Origin of the sequence: Actinomadura sp. NAK00032 (genome assembly GCF_013364275.1) — a bacterium.
Lineage (GTDB): Bacteria > Actinomycetota > Actinomycetes > Streptosporangiales > Streptosporangiaceae > Spirillospora.
Genome location: NZ_CP054932.1, coordinates 8,250,173 through 8,265,864 on the forward strand (window position 1 = coordinate 8,250,173; position 15,692 = coordinate 8,265,864).

Annotated in this window: 13 protein-coding genes; 5 read left to right on the forward strand and 8 right to left on the reverse strand. The window is 71.9% G+C overall.

Annotation, left to right across the window (positions count from 1 at the left end; translation table 11 throughout):
- Nucleotides 1-51: 51 nt before the first annotated feature.
- Complete coding sequence (locus HUT06_RS37795) at nucleotides 52-900, forward strand: sigma-70 family RNA polymerase sigma factor (protein WP_176200096.1); 849 nt, start codon at nucleotides 52-54, stop codon at nucleotides 898-900.
- A 5-nt stretch (nucleotides 901-905) separates the two neighbouring features.
- Here the strand turns inward: HUT06_RS37795 and HUT06_RS37800 are convergent, their stop codons facing one another.
- Nucleotides 906-2,075 carry an acyl-CoA dehydrogenase family protein gene (locus tag HUT06_RS37800; protein ID WP_176200097.1) on the reverse strand — a complete coding sequence of 390 codons (1,170 nt, stop codon included), beginning with the start codon at nucleotides 2,073-2,075 and terminating at the stop codon, nucleotides 906-908.
- Between the two features lie 114 nt (nucleotides 2,076-2,189).
- Between HUT06_RS37800 and HUT06_RS37805 the strand changes: the two genes are divergently transcribed.
- Together HUT06_RS37805 and HUT06_RS37810 are read left to right on the forward strand one after the other, a co-directional pair.
- On the forward strand, nucleotides 2,190-3,524 hold the full coding sequence (locus HUT06_RS37805) for a UDP-glucose/GDP-mannose dehydrogenase family protein (RefSeq protein ID WP_176200098.1): 1,335 nt from the start codon (nucleotides 2,190-2,192) through the stop codon (nucleotides 3,522-3,524).
- A 44-nt stretch (nucleotides 3,525-3,568) separates the two neighbouring features.
- On the forward strand, nucleotides 3,569-3,982 hold the full coding sequence (locus tag HUT06_RS37810; RefSeq protein ID WP_176200099.1) for a CoA-binding protein: 414 nt from the start codon (nucleotides 3,569-3,571) through the stop codon (nucleotides 3,980-3,982).
- On the opposite strand, the gene purE is transcribed toward HUT06_RS37810, so the two are convergent.
- The gene (gene purE, locus HUT06_RS37815) at nucleotides 3,979-4,473 is read right to left on the reverse strand and encodes a 5-(carboxyamino)imidazole ribonucleotide mutase (protein ID WP_176200100.1); all 495 of its coding nucleotides are present in this window, start codon (nucleotides 4,471-4,473) and stop codon (nucleotides 3,979-3,981) included. The genes HUT06_RS37810 and purE overlap by 4 nt on opposite strands.
- Nucleotides 4,470-5,624 (reverse strand): 5-(carboxyamino)imidazole ribonucleotide synthase, encoded by a 1,155-nt coding sequence (locus tag HUT06_RS37820; RefSeq protein ID WP_176200101.1) that lies wholly within the window; start codon nucleotides 5,622-5,624, stop codon nucleotides 4,470-4,472. Before HUT06_RS37820 ends, purE begins: the two co-directional genes overlap by 4 nt.
- 293 nt (nucleotides 5,625-5,917) lie before the next feature.
- Between HUT06_RS37820 and HUT06_RS37825 the strand changes: the two genes are divergently transcribed.
- On the forward strand, nucleotides 5,918-6,499 hold the full coding sequence (locus HUT06_RS37825; protein ID WP_254715598.1) for a GtrA family protein: 582 nt from the start codon (nucleotides 5,918-5,920) through the stop codon (nucleotides 6,497-6,499).
- Between the two features lie 26 nt (nucleotides 6,500-6,525).
- Here HUT06_RS37825 and HUT06_RS37830 read toward each other — a convergent pair whose 3' ends face one another.
- The 5 genes from HUT06_RS37830 to glgX form a co-directional block, all read right to left on the reverse strand.
- A complete protein-coding gene (locus tag HUT06_RS37830; RefSeq protein ID WP_176200103.1) occupies nucleotides 6,526-7,797 on the reverse strand; it encodes an ATP-binding protein in 1,272 nt (423 codons plus the stop codon).
- A gap of 98 nt (nucleotides 7,798-7,895) precedes the next feature.
- The gene (locus tag HUT06_RS37835; RefSeq protein WP_019629095.1) at nucleotides 7,896-8,567 is read right to left on the reverse strand and encodes a response regulator transcription factor; all 672 of its coding nucleotides are present in this window, start codon (nucleotides 8,565-8,567) and stop codon (nucleotides 7,896-7,898) included.
- 140 nt (nucleotides 8,568-8,707) lie between these two features.
- Entirely contained in the window at nucleotides 8,708-10,516 is a 1,809-nt protein-coding gene (treZ, locus tag HUT06_RS37840; RefSeq protein WP_176200104.1) for a malto-oligosyltrehalose trehalohydrolase, read from the reverse strand.
- Nucleotides 10,513-12,801, reverse strand: a complete 2,289-nt coding sequence (gene treY, locus HUT06_RS37845; RefSeq protein ID WP_254715599.1) for a malto-oligosyltrehalose synthase — start codon at nucleotides 12,799-12,801, stop codon at nucleotides 10,513-10,515. The genes treZ and treY overlap by 4 nt, the downstream gene beginning before the upstream one ends.
- Nucleotides 12,802-12,834: 33 nt before the next feature.
- Nucleotides 12,835-15,021: a glycogen debranching protein GlgX gene (gene glgX / locus HUT06_RS37850; RefSeq protein WP_176200106.1), complete on the reverse strand. Its 2,187-nt coding sequence runs from the start codon at nucleotides 15,019-15,021 to the stop codon at nucleotides 12,835-12,837.
- Nucleotides 15,022-15,273: 252 nt separating this feature from the next.
- Between glgX and HUT06_RS37855 the strand changes: the two genes are divergently transcribed.
- Entirely contained in the window at nucleotides 15,274-15,606 is a 333-nt protein-coding gene (locus HUT06_RS37855) for a bacterioferritin-associated ferredoxin (protein WP_176200107.1), read from the forward strand.
- Nucleotides 15,607-15,692: the final 86 nt, after the last annotated feature.

A 15,692-nucleotide genomic window follows, 5' to 3' on the forward strand; every position in this document is an offset into this window, starting at 1 on the left:
GCGGTGTTCGGTGCGTCCTGGTGGTGACACCGTTGTACGCCGAGGAGGATCGTGACCGAAGAAGAGCAGTTCGCCGCGGAGTTCGAGGCGCAGAGGGCCTACCTGCATGCGATCGCGTTTCGTGTGCTCGGCTCCCATGCCGACGCGGACGACGCCGTTCAGGAGGCGTGGCTGCGGCTCGCGCGGGCCGGCGGCGGCATCGACGACCTGCGCGGCTGGCTGACCACGGTGACCGGGCGGATCTGCCTGGACCTGCTCCGCAGGCGCAAGGTGCGGGGCGAGCAGCCGCTCGAACTCGACGTCGGCCTGGCCGGCGAGGGCGACCCCGAGCAGGACGTTCTGCTCGCCGACTCCGTCGGGCTCGCCTTGTACGTCGTCATGGACGCGCTCACCCCGGCCGAGCGGGTGGCCTTCGTGCTTCACGATGTCTTCGAGGTGCCGTTCGACGGGATCGCGGCGATCCTCGGGCGGAGCACACCGGCCGCCAAGATGCTCGCCAGCCGCGCCCGGGGTCGGCTGCGGCTCGGTCCTCCGGCGGCCGACGCCCATGCTGCGGCGCGGGACGTCATCGACGCGTTCCTGACGGCGGTCGGCGAGGGGGACGTGGGTCGGCTGCTCGCCGTCCTCGCCCCCGACGTCGAGCTGCGAGGCCAGGGGCCACAGGGGACCGTCCTCGTTCACGGTGCGCAGAAGGTCGCCGCCCAGGCCGCGAGTTTCTCGACGCCGGGCGCGCAGGCACATCCGGCTCTCCTGGACGGCGTCCCCGGCGTGCTCATCACGGTCAACGGACGGCCGGTCACCGTCCTCGCCTTCACAGTCGTGGACGGTGCCGTCACCGCGATCCGCGGCCTGACCGATCCGGCCCGGCTGGCGCGGATCGTCCCGTCGTGGGTCGCGTGACCCGGCTACTTGAGGAGCTGGCGGGCCATCACCATGCGCTGGATCTGGTTGGTGCCCTCGTAGATCTGGGTGATCTTGGCGTCGCGCATCATCCGCTCCACCGGGAAATCGCGCGTGTAGCCGTAGCCCCCCAGCAGCTGGACGGCGTCAGTGGTGACGTCCATCGCCACATCCGAGGCCAGCGCCTTGCACGCCGAGGAGACGAACGTCAGATCCGGGACCTTCTCCCCGCTCATCGCCCGCTCGGACTTGATCGCCGCGTGGTAGGTCAGCTGCCGCGCACCCTCCAGCCGCATCGCCATGTCGGCCAGCATGAACTGCACACCCTGGAAATCGGCGACCGGCTTGCCGAACTGCCGCCGCTCCTTGACGTAGTTCAACGCGAAGTCCAGCGCCCCCTGCGCGATGCCCAGCGCTTGGGCGGCGATAGTGATGCGGGTGTGGTCCAGCGTGGCCAGCGCCGTCTTGAAACCCGTGCCCTCCGCGCCGATCAGCCGGTCGGCGGGGATGCGGGTGTCCTCCAAGAGCACCTGCCGGGTCGGCGACCCCTTGATCCCCAGCTTGCGCTCCTTCGGACCGAACGACACCCCCGGATCCGACTTCTCCACCACGAACGCCGAGATCCCCCGCGCGCCCGCCGCCGGGTCGGTGACCGCCATCACCGTGTAGAACTCCGACACCCCCGCGTTGGTGATCCACATCTTCGCGCCGTTGAGCACCCAGGTGTCGCCCTCGCGCACCGCGCGGGTCTTCATCCCCGCCGCGTCCGACCCCGCGTCCGCCTCCGACAGCGCGTAGGAGAACATCCCCTCACCACGCGCCACCGGCGCCAGGTACTTCTTCTTGAGCTCCTCGCCGCCGGCCAGCAGCACCGGGACCGTGCCCAGCTTGTTCACCGCCGGGATCAGCGACGACGAGCCGCACACCCGCGCGACCTCCTCGATCACGATCACCGTGGCCAGCGCGTCCGCTCCCGCACCCCCGTACGATTCGGGCACGTGCACCGCATGCAGATCGTTGGCGACCAGCGCGTCCAAGGCCTCCTGCGGGAACCGGGACTCCTCGTCCACCTCCGCCGCGAAAGGAGCGATCTTGGCCTCGGCCAGCTCACGCACCGTGCGCCGCAGCAGCTCATGCTCCTCCGACGGCGCATACGTGGGAAAGTCAGAACTCATGCCGCAGATGCTACCCGCCAGTAGGGACTGGCGGGGAAGGCAGGTACGGGCCCGCAGTGGGCACGTGTCAGGAGAGGCCGCTAGTCGGCGACGGCGAATCGAAGGGAGCGGGTCTTGACCCACCGGCTGACGGTCATCGGAACGGGCTATCTGGGCGCCACCCACGCGGCCTGCATGGCCGACCTGGGCTTCGAGGTCCTCGGGCTGGACGTGGACGCCGAGCGGATCGCCCGGCTCGCCGCCGGTGACCTGCCGTTCTACGAACCCGGCCTGGAACCGGTGCTGCGCCGCGGCCTGGAGACCGGGCGGCTGCGGTTCACGACGTCCTACCAGGAGGCCGCCGAGTTCGGGGACGTCCACTTCCTGTGCGTAGGGACCCCGCAGAAGGCCGGCGAGTACGCCGCCGACATGAGCTACGTGGACGACGCCGTCGCGTCGCTCGCGCCGCTGCTGAACCGGCCCTGCCTGATCGTCGGCAAGTCGACCGTGCCGGTCGGGACGGCCGCGCGGCTGGCCGAGACGCTCGCCCGGGTCGCGCCGGTCGGCGGTGACGCCGTGCTGGCGTGGAACCCCGAGTTCCTGCGCGAGGGGTTCGCCGTCCAGGACACCCTGCACCCCGACCGGATCGTGGCGGGGCTGCCCGGCGAGCAGGGCGCGGCCGAGCACGCCGAGAAGGTACTCCGCGAGGTCTACCGCACGATGATCGCCGAGGGCACCCCGTTCATCACCGCCGACTTCCCCACGGCCGAACTCGTGAAGGTGTCCGCCAACGCCTTCCTCGCCACCAAGATCTCGTTCATCAACGCGATGGCGGAGGTCTGCGAGGCCGCGCACGCCGATGTGACGAAGCTCTCCGAGGCGCTGTCCTACGACGACCGGATCGGCGGCAAGTTCCTCGGCCCCGGGCTCGGCTTCGGCGGCGGCTGCCTGCCCAAGGACATCCGGGCGTTCATGGCCCGCGCGGGCGAACTGGGCGCCGACCAGGCGCTGACGTTCCTGCGCGAGGTCGACGAGATCAACATCCGGCGCCGGATCCGGATGGTGGACCTCGCCCGGCAGCTGCTCGGCGGCTCGTTCGCCGGCCGGACGGTCGGCGTCCTCGGCGCCGCGTTCAAACCGAACTCCGACGACGTCCGCGACTCCCCCGCGCTGGACGTGGCCGCGTCCATCCGGGCGCAGGGCGCCAAGGTGACCGTGTACGACCCGCAGGCCATGCGGAACGCGCGCCGCGCCCAGCCGACCCTGGAGTACGGCGACTCGGCCCTGTCGGCGGCCCGGGACGCGCACGTCGTCCTGCTGCTGACCGAGTGGCCGGAGTTCCGCGGCATGGACCCGCACGCGCTCGCCGAGGCCGTCGCCGAACGCAACATCGTGGACGGCCGCAACGCCCTCGACCCCGAGCGGTGGCGCGCGGCGGGCTGGAACTACCGCGCCCTCGGACGCCCCTGAACGCCGCGGGGAAGCAAAGGATCGCGGGCGCTGTTGTCGTGGACATGGCAGACGAATTCGCCGACCAGGACGTGATCCGGCGGCTGCTGAACGAGACCGGGACGTGGGCCTTCGTCGGGCTCGGCGACAACCCCGACCGCGAGGTCTACACCCAGGCGCGGCTGATGCAGGAGCGCGGGAAGCGGATCGTCCCCGTCCACCCGGCGGGGCGGGAGGTGCTCGGCGAGCGGGGCTACGCGTCGCTCGCCGACGTCCCGGAGAAGGTGGACGTGGTCGGCGTCTACCGGCGCGCCGAGCACGCCGGGGAGGCCGTGGACGCGGCGATCGCGGCGGGCGCGAAGGCCGTGTGGCTGCCGCTCGACGTGATCGACGAGGCGGCGGCCCGGCGCGCGAAGGACGCCGGGCTCGACGTCGTCATGAACCGCTGCCCCGCCGTGGAGTGGGCGCTGCGCCGCTAGATCCTCTCGCGGAGCCGCGCGCCCTTCGCCTTGGCCTGGCCGTAGAGGTCCTGCTGGAAGACCTCCATCTTGGCCCGCAGCCCCTCGTCGGACGCGGCCAGGATGCGGACGGCCAGCAGCCCGGCGTTGCGCGCCGCGCCCACCGCGACCGTCGCGACGGGGACGCCCGCGGGCATCTGCACGATCGACAGCAGCGAGTCCATGCCGTCGAGGTACTTCAGCGGCACCGGGACGCCGATCACCGGCAGCGGCGTCACCGACGCCAGCATGCCGGGCAGGTGCGCGGCCCCGCCCGCCCCCGCGATGATCACGCGGAGGCCGCGGCCGGCGGCCTGCTCGCCGTAGGCGATCATGTCGTGCGGCATCCGGTGCGCGGACACGACGTCGGCCTCGTAGGGGACGCCGAACTCCGCCAGCGCCTGCGCGGCGCCCTCCATGACGGGCCAGTCGGAGTCGCTGCCCATCACCACCCCGACGACCGGCTCGCTCATTTCCGCTTTTCCCCCATCTTGGTCCCCCACCGCAGGTAGTCGGCGGCGTGCCGGGCCCGTTCCCGGACGTCGTCGAGATCGGCGCCGAGCGCCGTCACATGGCCGATCTTGCGGCCGGGACGCGACTCCTTGCCGTACATGTGCACCTTGACGGCCGGGTCGTGGGCCATCACGTGGATGTAGCGGGAGTAGACGTCCGGGTCGTCGCCGCCGAGCACGTTCGCCATGACCGTGTACGGCGCGGTCGGCTCGGTGGAGCCGAGCGGCAGGTCGAGGACGGCCCGCAGGTGCTGCTCGAACTGCGATGTCCGGGCGCCCTCGATCGTCCAGTGGCCGGAGTTGTGCGGGCGCATGGCCAGCTCGTTCACCAGCAGCCCGGCGCCCGTCTCGAACAGCTCGACCGCGAGCAGCCCGACGACGCCGAGCTCGTCGGCGACGCGCAGGGCGAGGCGCTGCGCCTCGGCGGCCAGGTCGTCGGACAGGCCCGGGGCGGGCGCGATCACCTCGGTGCAGATGCCGCCCTCCTGGACGGTCTCCACGATCGGGTACGCGGCGCCCTGCCCGTAGGCGGAGCGCGCGACGAGGGCGGCCAGCTCCCGCCGGAACGGGACGTGCTGCTCGACCATCAGGTCGACGCCCTCCGCGAGCAGCCGCTCCACCTGGCCGGACGGCTCGTCCACGACCCAGACGCCCTTGCCGTCGTAGCCGCCGCGGGTCGCCTTGAGGACCAGCGGCCAGCCGTGCTCGCGGCCGAACTCCGCCAGGAACGCGGCGGGCTCCGACGCCGGCACCGGCGCGTACGCGGGGCACGGGACGCCGAGGGCGCTGAGCCGCTCGCGCATGACGAGCTTGTCCTGGGCGTGGGCGAGGGCCGCCGCGCCCGGCCGGCACGGGACGCCCGTCTCCTCCACCGCCCGGATGTGCGGGCCCGGGACGTGCTCGTGGTCGAACGTGACCACGTCGCAGCCCTTGGCGAACGCCAGCAGGTCGTCGCGGGACCGGTCGTCGCCCACCCGGACGTCGGACACGGCCTTGGCCGCCGACTCGTCCGGCGCCCCGGCGAGGACGCGCAGCGACACGCCGAGCGCGATCGCGGCCTGCTGGGTCATCCGGGCGAGCTGCCCGCCGCCCGCCATGCCCACTATGGGCATATCACCCCGGCGGAGCCGGGCCGGGGGGCGCGGGGGGTCGTCCCCCCTCGAGGAATGCGGTGGAACACTCACGTCAGAAGGCTATCGGGCGCTCGGGGCGAACGAATCCCCGGCGGCGGGCGTCACAGGTGTGTGGAGGTCGCGACAATGGGCAGGGAACGCCTGGACAGCGTGAAACGTTCATGTTCCGACGTCTCCGGGGCAACAGGCGTCTATTCTCGTGGTGCCTCCGCATCAGCCGCCGCGCCGTCGGCCGTGGCGTTCGACGAAGTCCGGAAGGACGGTTCCCCTTCGTGAGCCTGGTCGCCAAACTCCATCGGCGGTTCGCGCACCTCGTGCACGAGCTCGCCAAGTTCGGCAGTGTGGGCGCGATCGCGTTCGTCATCACGGTCGCGATCGGCAACGGCCTGCACACGGGGATGGGCGTCGGCCCGCTGACCTCCAACGGCGTCGCGACGATCATCGCGACGACGTTCTCCTACCTGGCGAACCGGTACTGGACGTTCCGGCACCGCGACCGCACCGGGCTCGGCCGCGAGTACGTGCTGTTCTTCGCGCTGAACGGCGTCGGGCTGGTCATCACCGAGCTGTTCATCGGCTTCTCGCACTACGTCCTGAAGCTGGACGGGGCCGTCTTCTACAACATCGCGCTGGTCGTCGGCACCGGTGTGGCGACGCTGTTCCGCTTCTGGTCGTACAAGAAGTGGGTGTTCCTGCCGTCGAGCGCGCCGGCGGTCGACCCCGCGTCCGGCCTGCCGGAGGCCCCCGCCGCCGACTCCGAGGGCCCCGCCGGCCCGGAGGCGCCGGGCGTCCACCGCGCGCCCCGCCTGGGCCACCCCCTCGACGCCCACACCGAGGACTACGCCGAGATCTGAGCGGGGCCGTCCCAGGCCCCTGCCGGTCAGGCGGGGCCCATGACCACCCGCTCGGCGGCCAGCCGGGCCTCGGCGGGCTGGCGGAGGAAGACCCCGAAGACGGCGGGGCGCGACTGGATCAGTTCGAGGCGGCCGCCGTCCACCACGGCGAGCGAGCGGGCCAGGTAGAGGCCGAGGCCGGTGCCGTGGCCGCCGCTGACGCTGCGGTCGAAGATGCGGGGCTCCAGCTCGGCCGGGATCCCGGGGCCCTCGTCGCCGATCTCGACCATCACCGACCCGGCGCCCGGCTTGGTGTGGATGGTGACGGTCCCGGCGCCGTGGGTGAGCGAGTTCTCCAGCAGGGTCGCGAGGATCTGCGAGAGGCCCTCGGGGTTGGTCAGGCCGACGAGGCCCTGCTCGCCGACGATCCGCACGTCCCGGCCCGCCTTGCGGAAGCTCGGCCGCCACTCCTTGACCTGCTGGGTGATGATCTCGTCGATCGGGGACGGGACGGCGCCACCGGTCGGGTCGTGCCGGGCGCGGGCGAGCAGCTGCTCGACGACCGCGACGAGCCGCTCGGCCTGCGCGACCGCCGCGGCGCCCTCCTCGCGGACGACGTCGGGGTACTCGGCGGCCTCGATCATCTCCTCCAGCCGCATCGACAGCGCGGTGAGCGGCGTGCGGAGCTGGTGGCTGGCGTCGGTGGCGAACTGGCGGCCGGCGACGACGAGGTCGGTGATGCGGACGGCGCTGCGGTCCAGCACCTCGGCGACCTGGTCGATCTCCGGGATGCCGTAGCGGCGGGGCCGGGGCCGGGCGTTGCCGCTGCCGAGCCGGTCGGCGGTCTCGGCCAGCTCGCGCAGCGGCAGCATGAACTTGCGGGCCTGCACCATCGCCAGCCCGACGGTGACGGCGACGCCGAGCAGCGCCAGGCTGCCGATCAGCAGGATCAGCCGGAGCGCGGCGTCGCGGACCTCCGCCTCCGGGCGCGACACCCGGACCCGGACCGCGCCGTGCGAGGCGGTGGCGCTGAGGGCGGGGCCGCGGCGCGGCGGCCCGGCGTTCAGGGTGCGGCCGTCCGGCAGCGTGACGGTGATCTGCCGGCCGGGGTACTCGCGGGCGATGATCGCGCCGGTGACGGGCTGCGGTTTCTGCAGGCTGTAGCCGACGCCGCCCGCGATGGAGGACGCCTCCCGGTCGAGCGACCGGCCGGCCTCCTCGTAGACGAGCTTGTGGGCCGCGTAGGCGAGGGGTATGCCGAGCAGGAGGATCGCGACCACCGCCACCGCGAGCGTCGACAGGAGGAGTCGGCGCCTCATCAGGGCTCCTTAGGGGTGGGGCCGCGGACGGCACAGCACGCTGCCGGGGGCCTCTCGGGAAGGCCCCCGGTCGTCCCGCCCGGCCGCGGCGGCCGGTGCTAGTCGCCGCGCTCGAACCGGAAGCCGACGCCCCGCACCGTGGTGATGTAGCGGGGACTGCCGGCGTCGTCGCCGAGCTTGCGGCGCAGCCAGGAAATGTGCATGTCGAGGGTCTTCGTGGAACCCCACCAGTTGGTGTCCCACACCTCGCGCATGATCTGTTCGCGGGTCACGACCTTGCCGGCGTCGCGGACGAGCACGCGCAGCAGGTCGAACTCCTTGGTGGTCAGCTGGAGCTCCTGGTCGCCCATCCAGGCGCGGCGCGACTCGGCGTCGATCCGCACCCCCTGGACGATCGGGGTCTCGGTGCTGCCCCGGCGCAGCAGCGCGCGCACCCGCGCGAGCAGCTCGGCCAGCCGGAACGGCTTGGTCACGTAGTCGTCGGCGCCCGCGTCGAGCCCGACGACGGTGTCGACCTCGTCGGCGCGGGCGGTCAGGATCAGGATGGGCACGCCGTGCCCCTCGGCCCGCACCCTGCGGGCCACCTCAAGGCCGTCCAGTTCGGGCAGGCCGAGATCGAGGACGATCAGGTCAACCCCGCCGCCGAGCGCCCGCTCCAGCGCCTGCGGGCCGTCCGGGCTTACTTCGACGGTGTACCCCTCGCGACGCAGCGCGCGGGCGAGAGGCTCGGAGATGGACGTGTCGTCCTCGGCGAGCAGTACTGAGGTCATGAACCGATCGTATGACCATTCTTGACCATTACCGGGCTGCCGCCGCGCTCTTGACCTGCGGTTTGCCACTCGTAGTACATTGTCGAACACGACATTTCCGGCGGTACCCGTATCTTCGCCGCAATAGACGCGTCCACGGGTCAGCGAAAAATCGCGATGGAGGCCGCGGGCAGCTCCACGGCGGCACTTCCGGAATCGCCGAGAGCGCCGGGGTCCAGGTGAATCGCCGGATCCGACGCGAGCAGCAGCCGCGGGAGCCCGCCGGACGGCCCCGCCGGCAGGACGACGGGCACGTCCCCGAGGTTCGCCGCCACCCCGATCCGGCCGCGCCGCATCACCAGCCAGCGCGCCCCGTTCTCGTCCGTCTCGACCTGCACCGCGGTCAGCCGGGGGTCGTTCAGGTCGGGTTCGGAGCGGCGCAGCGCGATCAGGCTTCGATGCCATTCGAGCAGGTCAGCGTGGTACGGGTCGTCCGGCTCGGTCCAGTCGAGGACGGATCGGCGAAAGGTGTCCACAGCCTGTGGATCGGGAATCCCGCCCGCCCAGCCGTGCCGCGCGAACTCCCGCCGGCGCCCTTCGCTGACGGCGCGGGCCAGCTCCGGCTCGCGGTGGTCGGTGAAGTAGCACCAGGGGGTGGACGCGCCCCACTCCTCACCCATGAACAGCATCGGCGTGAAGGGCGCGAGCAAAAGCAGTGCCGCGCCCACTTTGAGCAGGCCTGGGGACGGCAAGAGCGCGCCGATGCGGTCGCCGGACGCGCGGTTGCCGACTTGGTCGTGGTTCTGCAGAAAGCCGAGGAAACGGTGTGCGGGCGTTTCCCGGACGTTCACCGGCCGCCCGTGGTGCCGCCCCCGGTAGGTCGACATGGTCCCGTCATGGACGAAGACTCTGGTAAGGGCCTTCTTCAGCGTTTCCAGAGAGCCGAAGTCGCAGTAGTAGCCCTGCCGTTCACCAGTGAGCGCGGCGTGCAGCGCGTGGTGGAAGTCGTCGCTCCACTGCGCGTCCAGGCCGTATCCGCCGGCCTCCCTGGACGTCACCAGGCGCGGGTCGTTCAGGTCGGATTCGGCGATGAGGAAGAGCTGCCGCCCCAGGTGGGCGGATTCCGCCGCCACCGCGCGCCCCAGCTCTTCGAGGACGTGCGTGGCGCTGTGGTCGGTGATGGCGTGGACGGCGTCGATCCGCAGCCCGTCGAAGTGGTAGTCGCGCAGCCACATCAGCGCGTTCTGCACGACGAATGCGCGGACCTCGTCCGAGCCCTCCTGGTCGAAGTTCACCGCGTCGCCCCAGGGCGTGGCATGGGCGCTGGTGAAGTACGGGCCGAAGCTGCCCAGGCGGTTGCCGTCCGGGCCCAGGTGGTTGTAGACGACGTCCAAGACGACGGCCAGGCCGCGCGCGTGGGCGGCGTCTACGAAGCGCTTCAAGCCGTCTGGGCCGCCGTAGGGCTCGTGGGGCGCCCAGAGGTGCACACCGTCGTATCCCCATCCGTGACGGCCGGGGAAGGACGCGACGGGCAGCAGCTCCACCGCGTCTACGCCGAGGGCCACCAGATGGTCGAGGCGGTCGGTCGCGGCGTCGAACGTCCCCTCCGGTGTGAACGTGCCGACGTGCATCTCGTACAGGACGCTCCCAGGGAGCGGACGGCCATGCCAATGCTGGTCGGTCCATGCGAACCGTCCGTGGTCGTAGACACGGCTCTGACCGTGCACGCCGTTGGGCTGCCAGGGCGAGCGAGGGTCGGGCAGCACTTCGTCTGAGCCGTCCAAGACGAAGCCGTAGTCCGTCCCATGGCCGGCCTCGGCGACACGGGCCTCCCACCAGCCGGAGGGCCGTGCTTCCAGGCGTGCCTCCAGCCGGGCCTCCAGCCGTGGCTCCATCGGATGGCGGGTGCCGCCGACCACGACTTCGACGCGGTCGGCGGCCGGTGCCCACACGGTGAATCTGGTGCTCAACTACCGAACTCCCTGGGGACGAGCAGCGCGACGGGCAGGTGCTCGAAGACGCGGTCCGCGTCCAGGAAGGGGCCCATGTGCGTGCAGCCGGTCAGGACGTCCCGCCAGCCCTGGTGCCGGACGTCCACCCGCGTCCCGCTCCAGCCGCCGCGCCGTTCCAGGCCCACGGGCAGCCGGGTGGCGAGCGCGACCGCGCCGCCCCGCGCGAACCCGATCAGATGCTCGGCCGCCGGCCCGCGCGCCGCCACCGGCTCGTGCCGCGAGCCGGGCCCGAACCACTCGGGGTGGGCACGGCGCAGCCGCAGCGTCCGCGACGTGACCAGCAGCTTCTCATCGTCGACCTCCTTCGGCCGGCGGCCGGTGTCGAGCCGGGCGAGGTGCTCGCGGCGCCGCCCGTAGTCGACCGGGCGCCGGTTGTCGGGGTCGACCAGCGCCAGGCCGGTCAGCTCGCAGCCCTGGTACACGTCCGGGACGCCCGGCATGGCCAGCTGGACGAGCTTCTGCCCCAGCGTGTTCACGCGCGCGTAGGAGGCCAGCCTGGCGACGAACGACGTCATGTCGGTGATGAGGTCGGGATCGGACAGGACGCCCCGCGCGTAAGCGAGCACGGCCTTCTCGTAGTCGGCGTCCTGCTCGACCCAGGACGTGCGGGTCTTGGCCTCGCGCATCGCCTTGGTGAGGAACTCCTCCAGGCGGCCTTGGGTGATGGGCCAGGCGCCGACGAGGGTCTGCCAGAGCAGGTATTCAAGGTCGGGCTCCAGCGGCGACGGGGTCGGCCCCCACGTCCGCCAGCGCTCCACGGCCTCCTTCCACTCCGCCGGGATCTCCGCCACGACCGACAGCCACGCCCGTACGTCCTCCTCGCGCTTGGTGTCGTGCGTGGACAGGGTCGTCATCGTCTGCGGCCAGTCGCGGGCGAGCCTGATGCAGTAGGCGTGGAAGTCCTCCGGGCTGACGGAGAACCGCCCTGGGGCGCCGCCCACCTCGTTCAGCGCGGCCATCCGGTTCCACCGGTAGAACGCGGTGTCCTCGACGCCCTTGGCGGCGAGCGGCGCGGACGTCTGCTGGAACCGCACGATGAACTCGGCATCGGTGCGCTCACCCCGTCCCAGAGCGAGGTCTACGACGGCCTCCAAGTCGCCGTGGAGGCTCTCCGGGAGGTGGGTGCTCGCGCGGTCTGCGGCCTCTGTCAACACGTCCACAGCCTGCTGTGGAGCGTCCTCCCCAGGGACGACGTAGGCGCGGTACACCGGCATGGCGACGAGCAGTTCGACCAGGGCCCGCTCCATGCCGGGACGACGCTCGCCCACGACCCGGTGCAGGACGCGCAGAAGCCGGTCCATCTCCGGCTTGAGCCCGTGTGTGGCGGCGTGCAGGCGGGCATCGTGCTCGACCTCCTCGAAGTCGGCCGGGTTGCCCGTCAGCGACACGTAGTAGTCGGTGAGCGGCTTCTCCCCCGCCGGGTCGACGAACAGCCCGCCGACCATGCCGAGCGAGTCGTAGCCGGTGGTGCCCGCGCACGGCCAGTCCGGCGGCAGCCGCTCCTCGCCCTCGGTGATCTTCTCGACGAGCAGCCAGCGGTCCGGCGCGGCCTCCGCCAGCCGGCGCAGGTAGCCGCGCGGGTCGGCGAGCCCGTCCGGATGGTCGACGCGCAGGCCGTCCACCAGGCCCTGCTCGACCAGGCCGAGCAGCAGCGCGTGCGTGCGCTGGAAGACCTCCGGGTCCTCCTGGCGGAGTGCGATCAGCCCGGAGATGTCGAAGAAGCGCCGGTAGTTGGGCTCGCCCTCGCCGGGCGGCACGATCCGGCCGCCGCCCGCGTCCCAGTCGACGTCGAACCACCGCGCGAACGGCGAGCCCGGCCCGTCCTCCAGGACCTGCGCGAGCGGCAGGTTCAGGTCGCGGCGCTCCGGGATCGCCCTGTGGTCCGGGAAAGCCATGTGGTTCGGGACGACGTCGACCAGCACCCGCAGGCCGTGCGCGCGGAACCGGGTCGCCATCGCGCCGAACGCCTCGGCGCCGCCCAGCTCCTCGGACAGCCGCGAGTGGTCGACGACGTCGTAGCCGTGCGCGGAGCCCGGCGCGGCCTGCAGGATCGGGGACAGGTAGACGTGGGACACGCCGAGGGACGCCAGGTAGGGCGCGAGCGCGGCGGCCTCGGCGAAGCCGAAGCGCTCCTCGGGCGTTCCGCGGAGCTGGAGGCGGTAGGTGCCGGACGGCGGCGCGGTCAGCGGGTCGAGGGCAGGGGCTTCGGCCTGGTCCTTCTCGGTGCTGTGGTCCTCGGACACGGCTTCCTCTGGGGGGTCGGTGGGGCGCATGGGTCAGACGCGGCGCAGGACCTGGATGGAGCGGGCCCCGACCGGGACGTTCTCGCGGGCCTTCACGACGGGCGACTCCTCCTCGGCGAGCAGCGGGTCGGCGGTGTCGAGCATCTTGATCCACATCTGCCCGTAGACGGCGGGCGGCAGCGTGAACGTCAGGTCGCCGTCGTGCGCGTTGAACAGCAGCAGGAACGAGTCGTCCCGCACCGGCCGCCCGCGCGGGTCGGGCTCGCTGATCGCGTCGCCGTTCAGGAACACGTTCAGCGACTTGTTGAAGCCCGCGGACCAGTCCCGGTCGGCCATCTCCCGGCCGCCCGGCGTGAACCACACCAGGTCGGGCAGCTCCTCGGACTCCGCCTCGGCCTCGCCCATCCGCCGCGCCGCCTTGCGGGCGCGCTTCGTCCGCTGGTCGCCGAGGAAGAACCGGCGGCGCCGGAAGACGGGATGCGCGGTGCGCAGCCTGGACAGCCGCCGGACGAAGTCGAGCATCGGGCCGCGCTCGTCGAAGAAGGTGTCGTCGCGCAGGCCCGTCCAGTCGACCCAGGAGATCTTGGTGTCCTGGCAGTAGGCGTTGTTGTTGCCGCCCTGGGTGCGGCCTATCTCGTCGCCGTGCAGCAGCATCGGGACGCCCTGCGACAGGAACAGCGCGGTGAGATGGTTGCGTTTCTGCCGTTCGCGCAGCGCGACGATGTCGAGGTCGTCGGTCGGGCCCTCGTGGCCGCAGTTCCACGAGCGGTTGTCGTCGCTGCCGTCCCGGTTGTTCTCGCCGTTCGCCTCGTTGTGCTTGTGGTCGTAGGAGACGAGGTCGTGCAGCGTGAACCCGTCGTGGCAGGTCACGAAGTTGATCGAGGCGATCGGGCGGCGGCCGTCGTCGGCGTACAGGTCGGACGAGCCCGTCAGCCGGGACGCGAAGTCGGGCATGGCGCCCGGCTGCCCGCGCCAGTAGTCGCGCATCGTGTCGCGGTACTGGCCGTTCCACTCCGTCCACAGCGGCGGGAAGTTGCCGACCTGGTAGCCGCCCTCGCCGACGTCCCACGGCTCGGCGATCAGCTTCACCTGGGAGACGACCGGGTCCTGCTGGACGAGGTCGAAGAACGCCGACAGCCGGTCGACCGCGTGCAGCTCACGGGCCAGCGTCGCCGCGAGGTCGAACCGGAACCCGTCCACGTGCATCTCGGTCACCCAGTACCGCAGCGAATCCATGATCATCTGCAGCACGTGCGGGCTGCGCATCAGCAGGCTGTTCCCGGTGCCCGTCGTGTCGGTGTAGTAGCGCGGGTCGTCGTCGGCGAGCCGGTAGTAGGACGCGTTGTCGATGCCCCGGAACGACAGCGTCGGCCCCAGGTGGTTGCCCTCGGCGGTGTGGTTGTAGACGACGTCCAGGATCACCTCGATCCCGGCCTGGTGCAGGGCCTTCACCATCGCCTTGAACTCCAGCACCTGCTCGCCCCGCCGCCCGGACGAGGAGTACTCGTTGTGCGGCGCGAAGAACCCGATCGTGTTGTAGCCCCAGTAGTTGCGCAGGCCGCGCCGCACCAGCACGTCGTCGTGGACGAACTGGTGGACGGGCATCAGCTCCACCGCTGTCACCCCGATCGAGCGCAGATGATCGGTGATCACCGGATGGGCGAGGCCCGCGTAGGTGCCGCGCAGCGCCGGCGGGATCTCCGGGTGCCGGGCGGTGAGGCCCTTGACGTGCGCCTCGTAGATCACGGTCTCGTGGTAGGGGATGCGCGGCGGCCGGTCGTCGCCCCAGTCGAAGTACGGGCTGACCACCACCGACCGCATCGTGTGGCCGGCCGAGTCGGCGTCGTTGCGCGACCACGGGTCGCCGAACTCGTAGCCGAAGCACGACTCGTCCCAGTCGATCGCCCCCTCGACGGCCTGCGCGTACGGGTCGAGGAGCAGCTTCGCCGGGTTGCAGCGCTGCCCGCGGCGCGGATCGAAGGGCCCGTGCACCCGGTAGCCGTACCGCCGGCCCGGCATCACGCCCGGCAGGTAGCCGTGCCAGACGAACGCGTCCACCTCGGGGAGCGTGAGCCGCGTCTCCTCGCCGTCGCCCGCGGGGCCGTCGAACAGGCACAGCTCCACCCGGTCGGCGGCCTCGGAGAACACGGCGAAGTTGGTCCCCGCGCCGTCGAACCGGGCGCCGAGGGGATACGCGTCGCCCGGCCAAACCTGTGCCACTTGTCCCAGCCTCCCGTCCAGACCGCGACGGGCCCCGGTGCCATGGCGACTGCACGGCTGCCGCGCGGGCCCGGCGGCGCACGCCGGAAGCCCTTCCCGCTGAGGCTTGGATCACACCGATCGGGAGTCCACTGGCCAGAACGGACATACCTGAGCTACGTTAGGGGAGCCTAACCTCAATAAGGGCGCCCTAAGTGCCCGGGGTGAGGCGCGTCGGGCCAGCTCCAGCCGCACGGAAGGTCTCCCACCGGCATGTACGTCTGCATCTGCAACGCCGTCACCGAGGACGACGTCAACGGCTGCATGGCGAGCGGCTGCACGACCGCCAAGGCGGTCAAGGCCGCGTGCGGCTTCAAGCCCGGCTGCGGCATGTGCACCAAGCGCATCCACACCATGGTCAGCCAGTACCGGACGGCCAACGAGCTGGCGGACGCCCTGACCGGCGGCCCGCTCGCCCTCACCGCCGTCCCGGAGCAGGCCGACCCGGCCCCGGCCGAGATCGCCGCGGAGCTCGCCCCCGAGTACGCCGCGGAACTCGCCACCGAGCCGACCGTCGAAGGAGCCGCCCCGCCGACCGCAGCCTGAGCGAGATCCCGCGGCCCCGCACGGCCCGCAGAGGAGGCGGACACGCGCTGTGCGGGGGTGAGTGCTGTCCCCAACCTGGCGGTCAT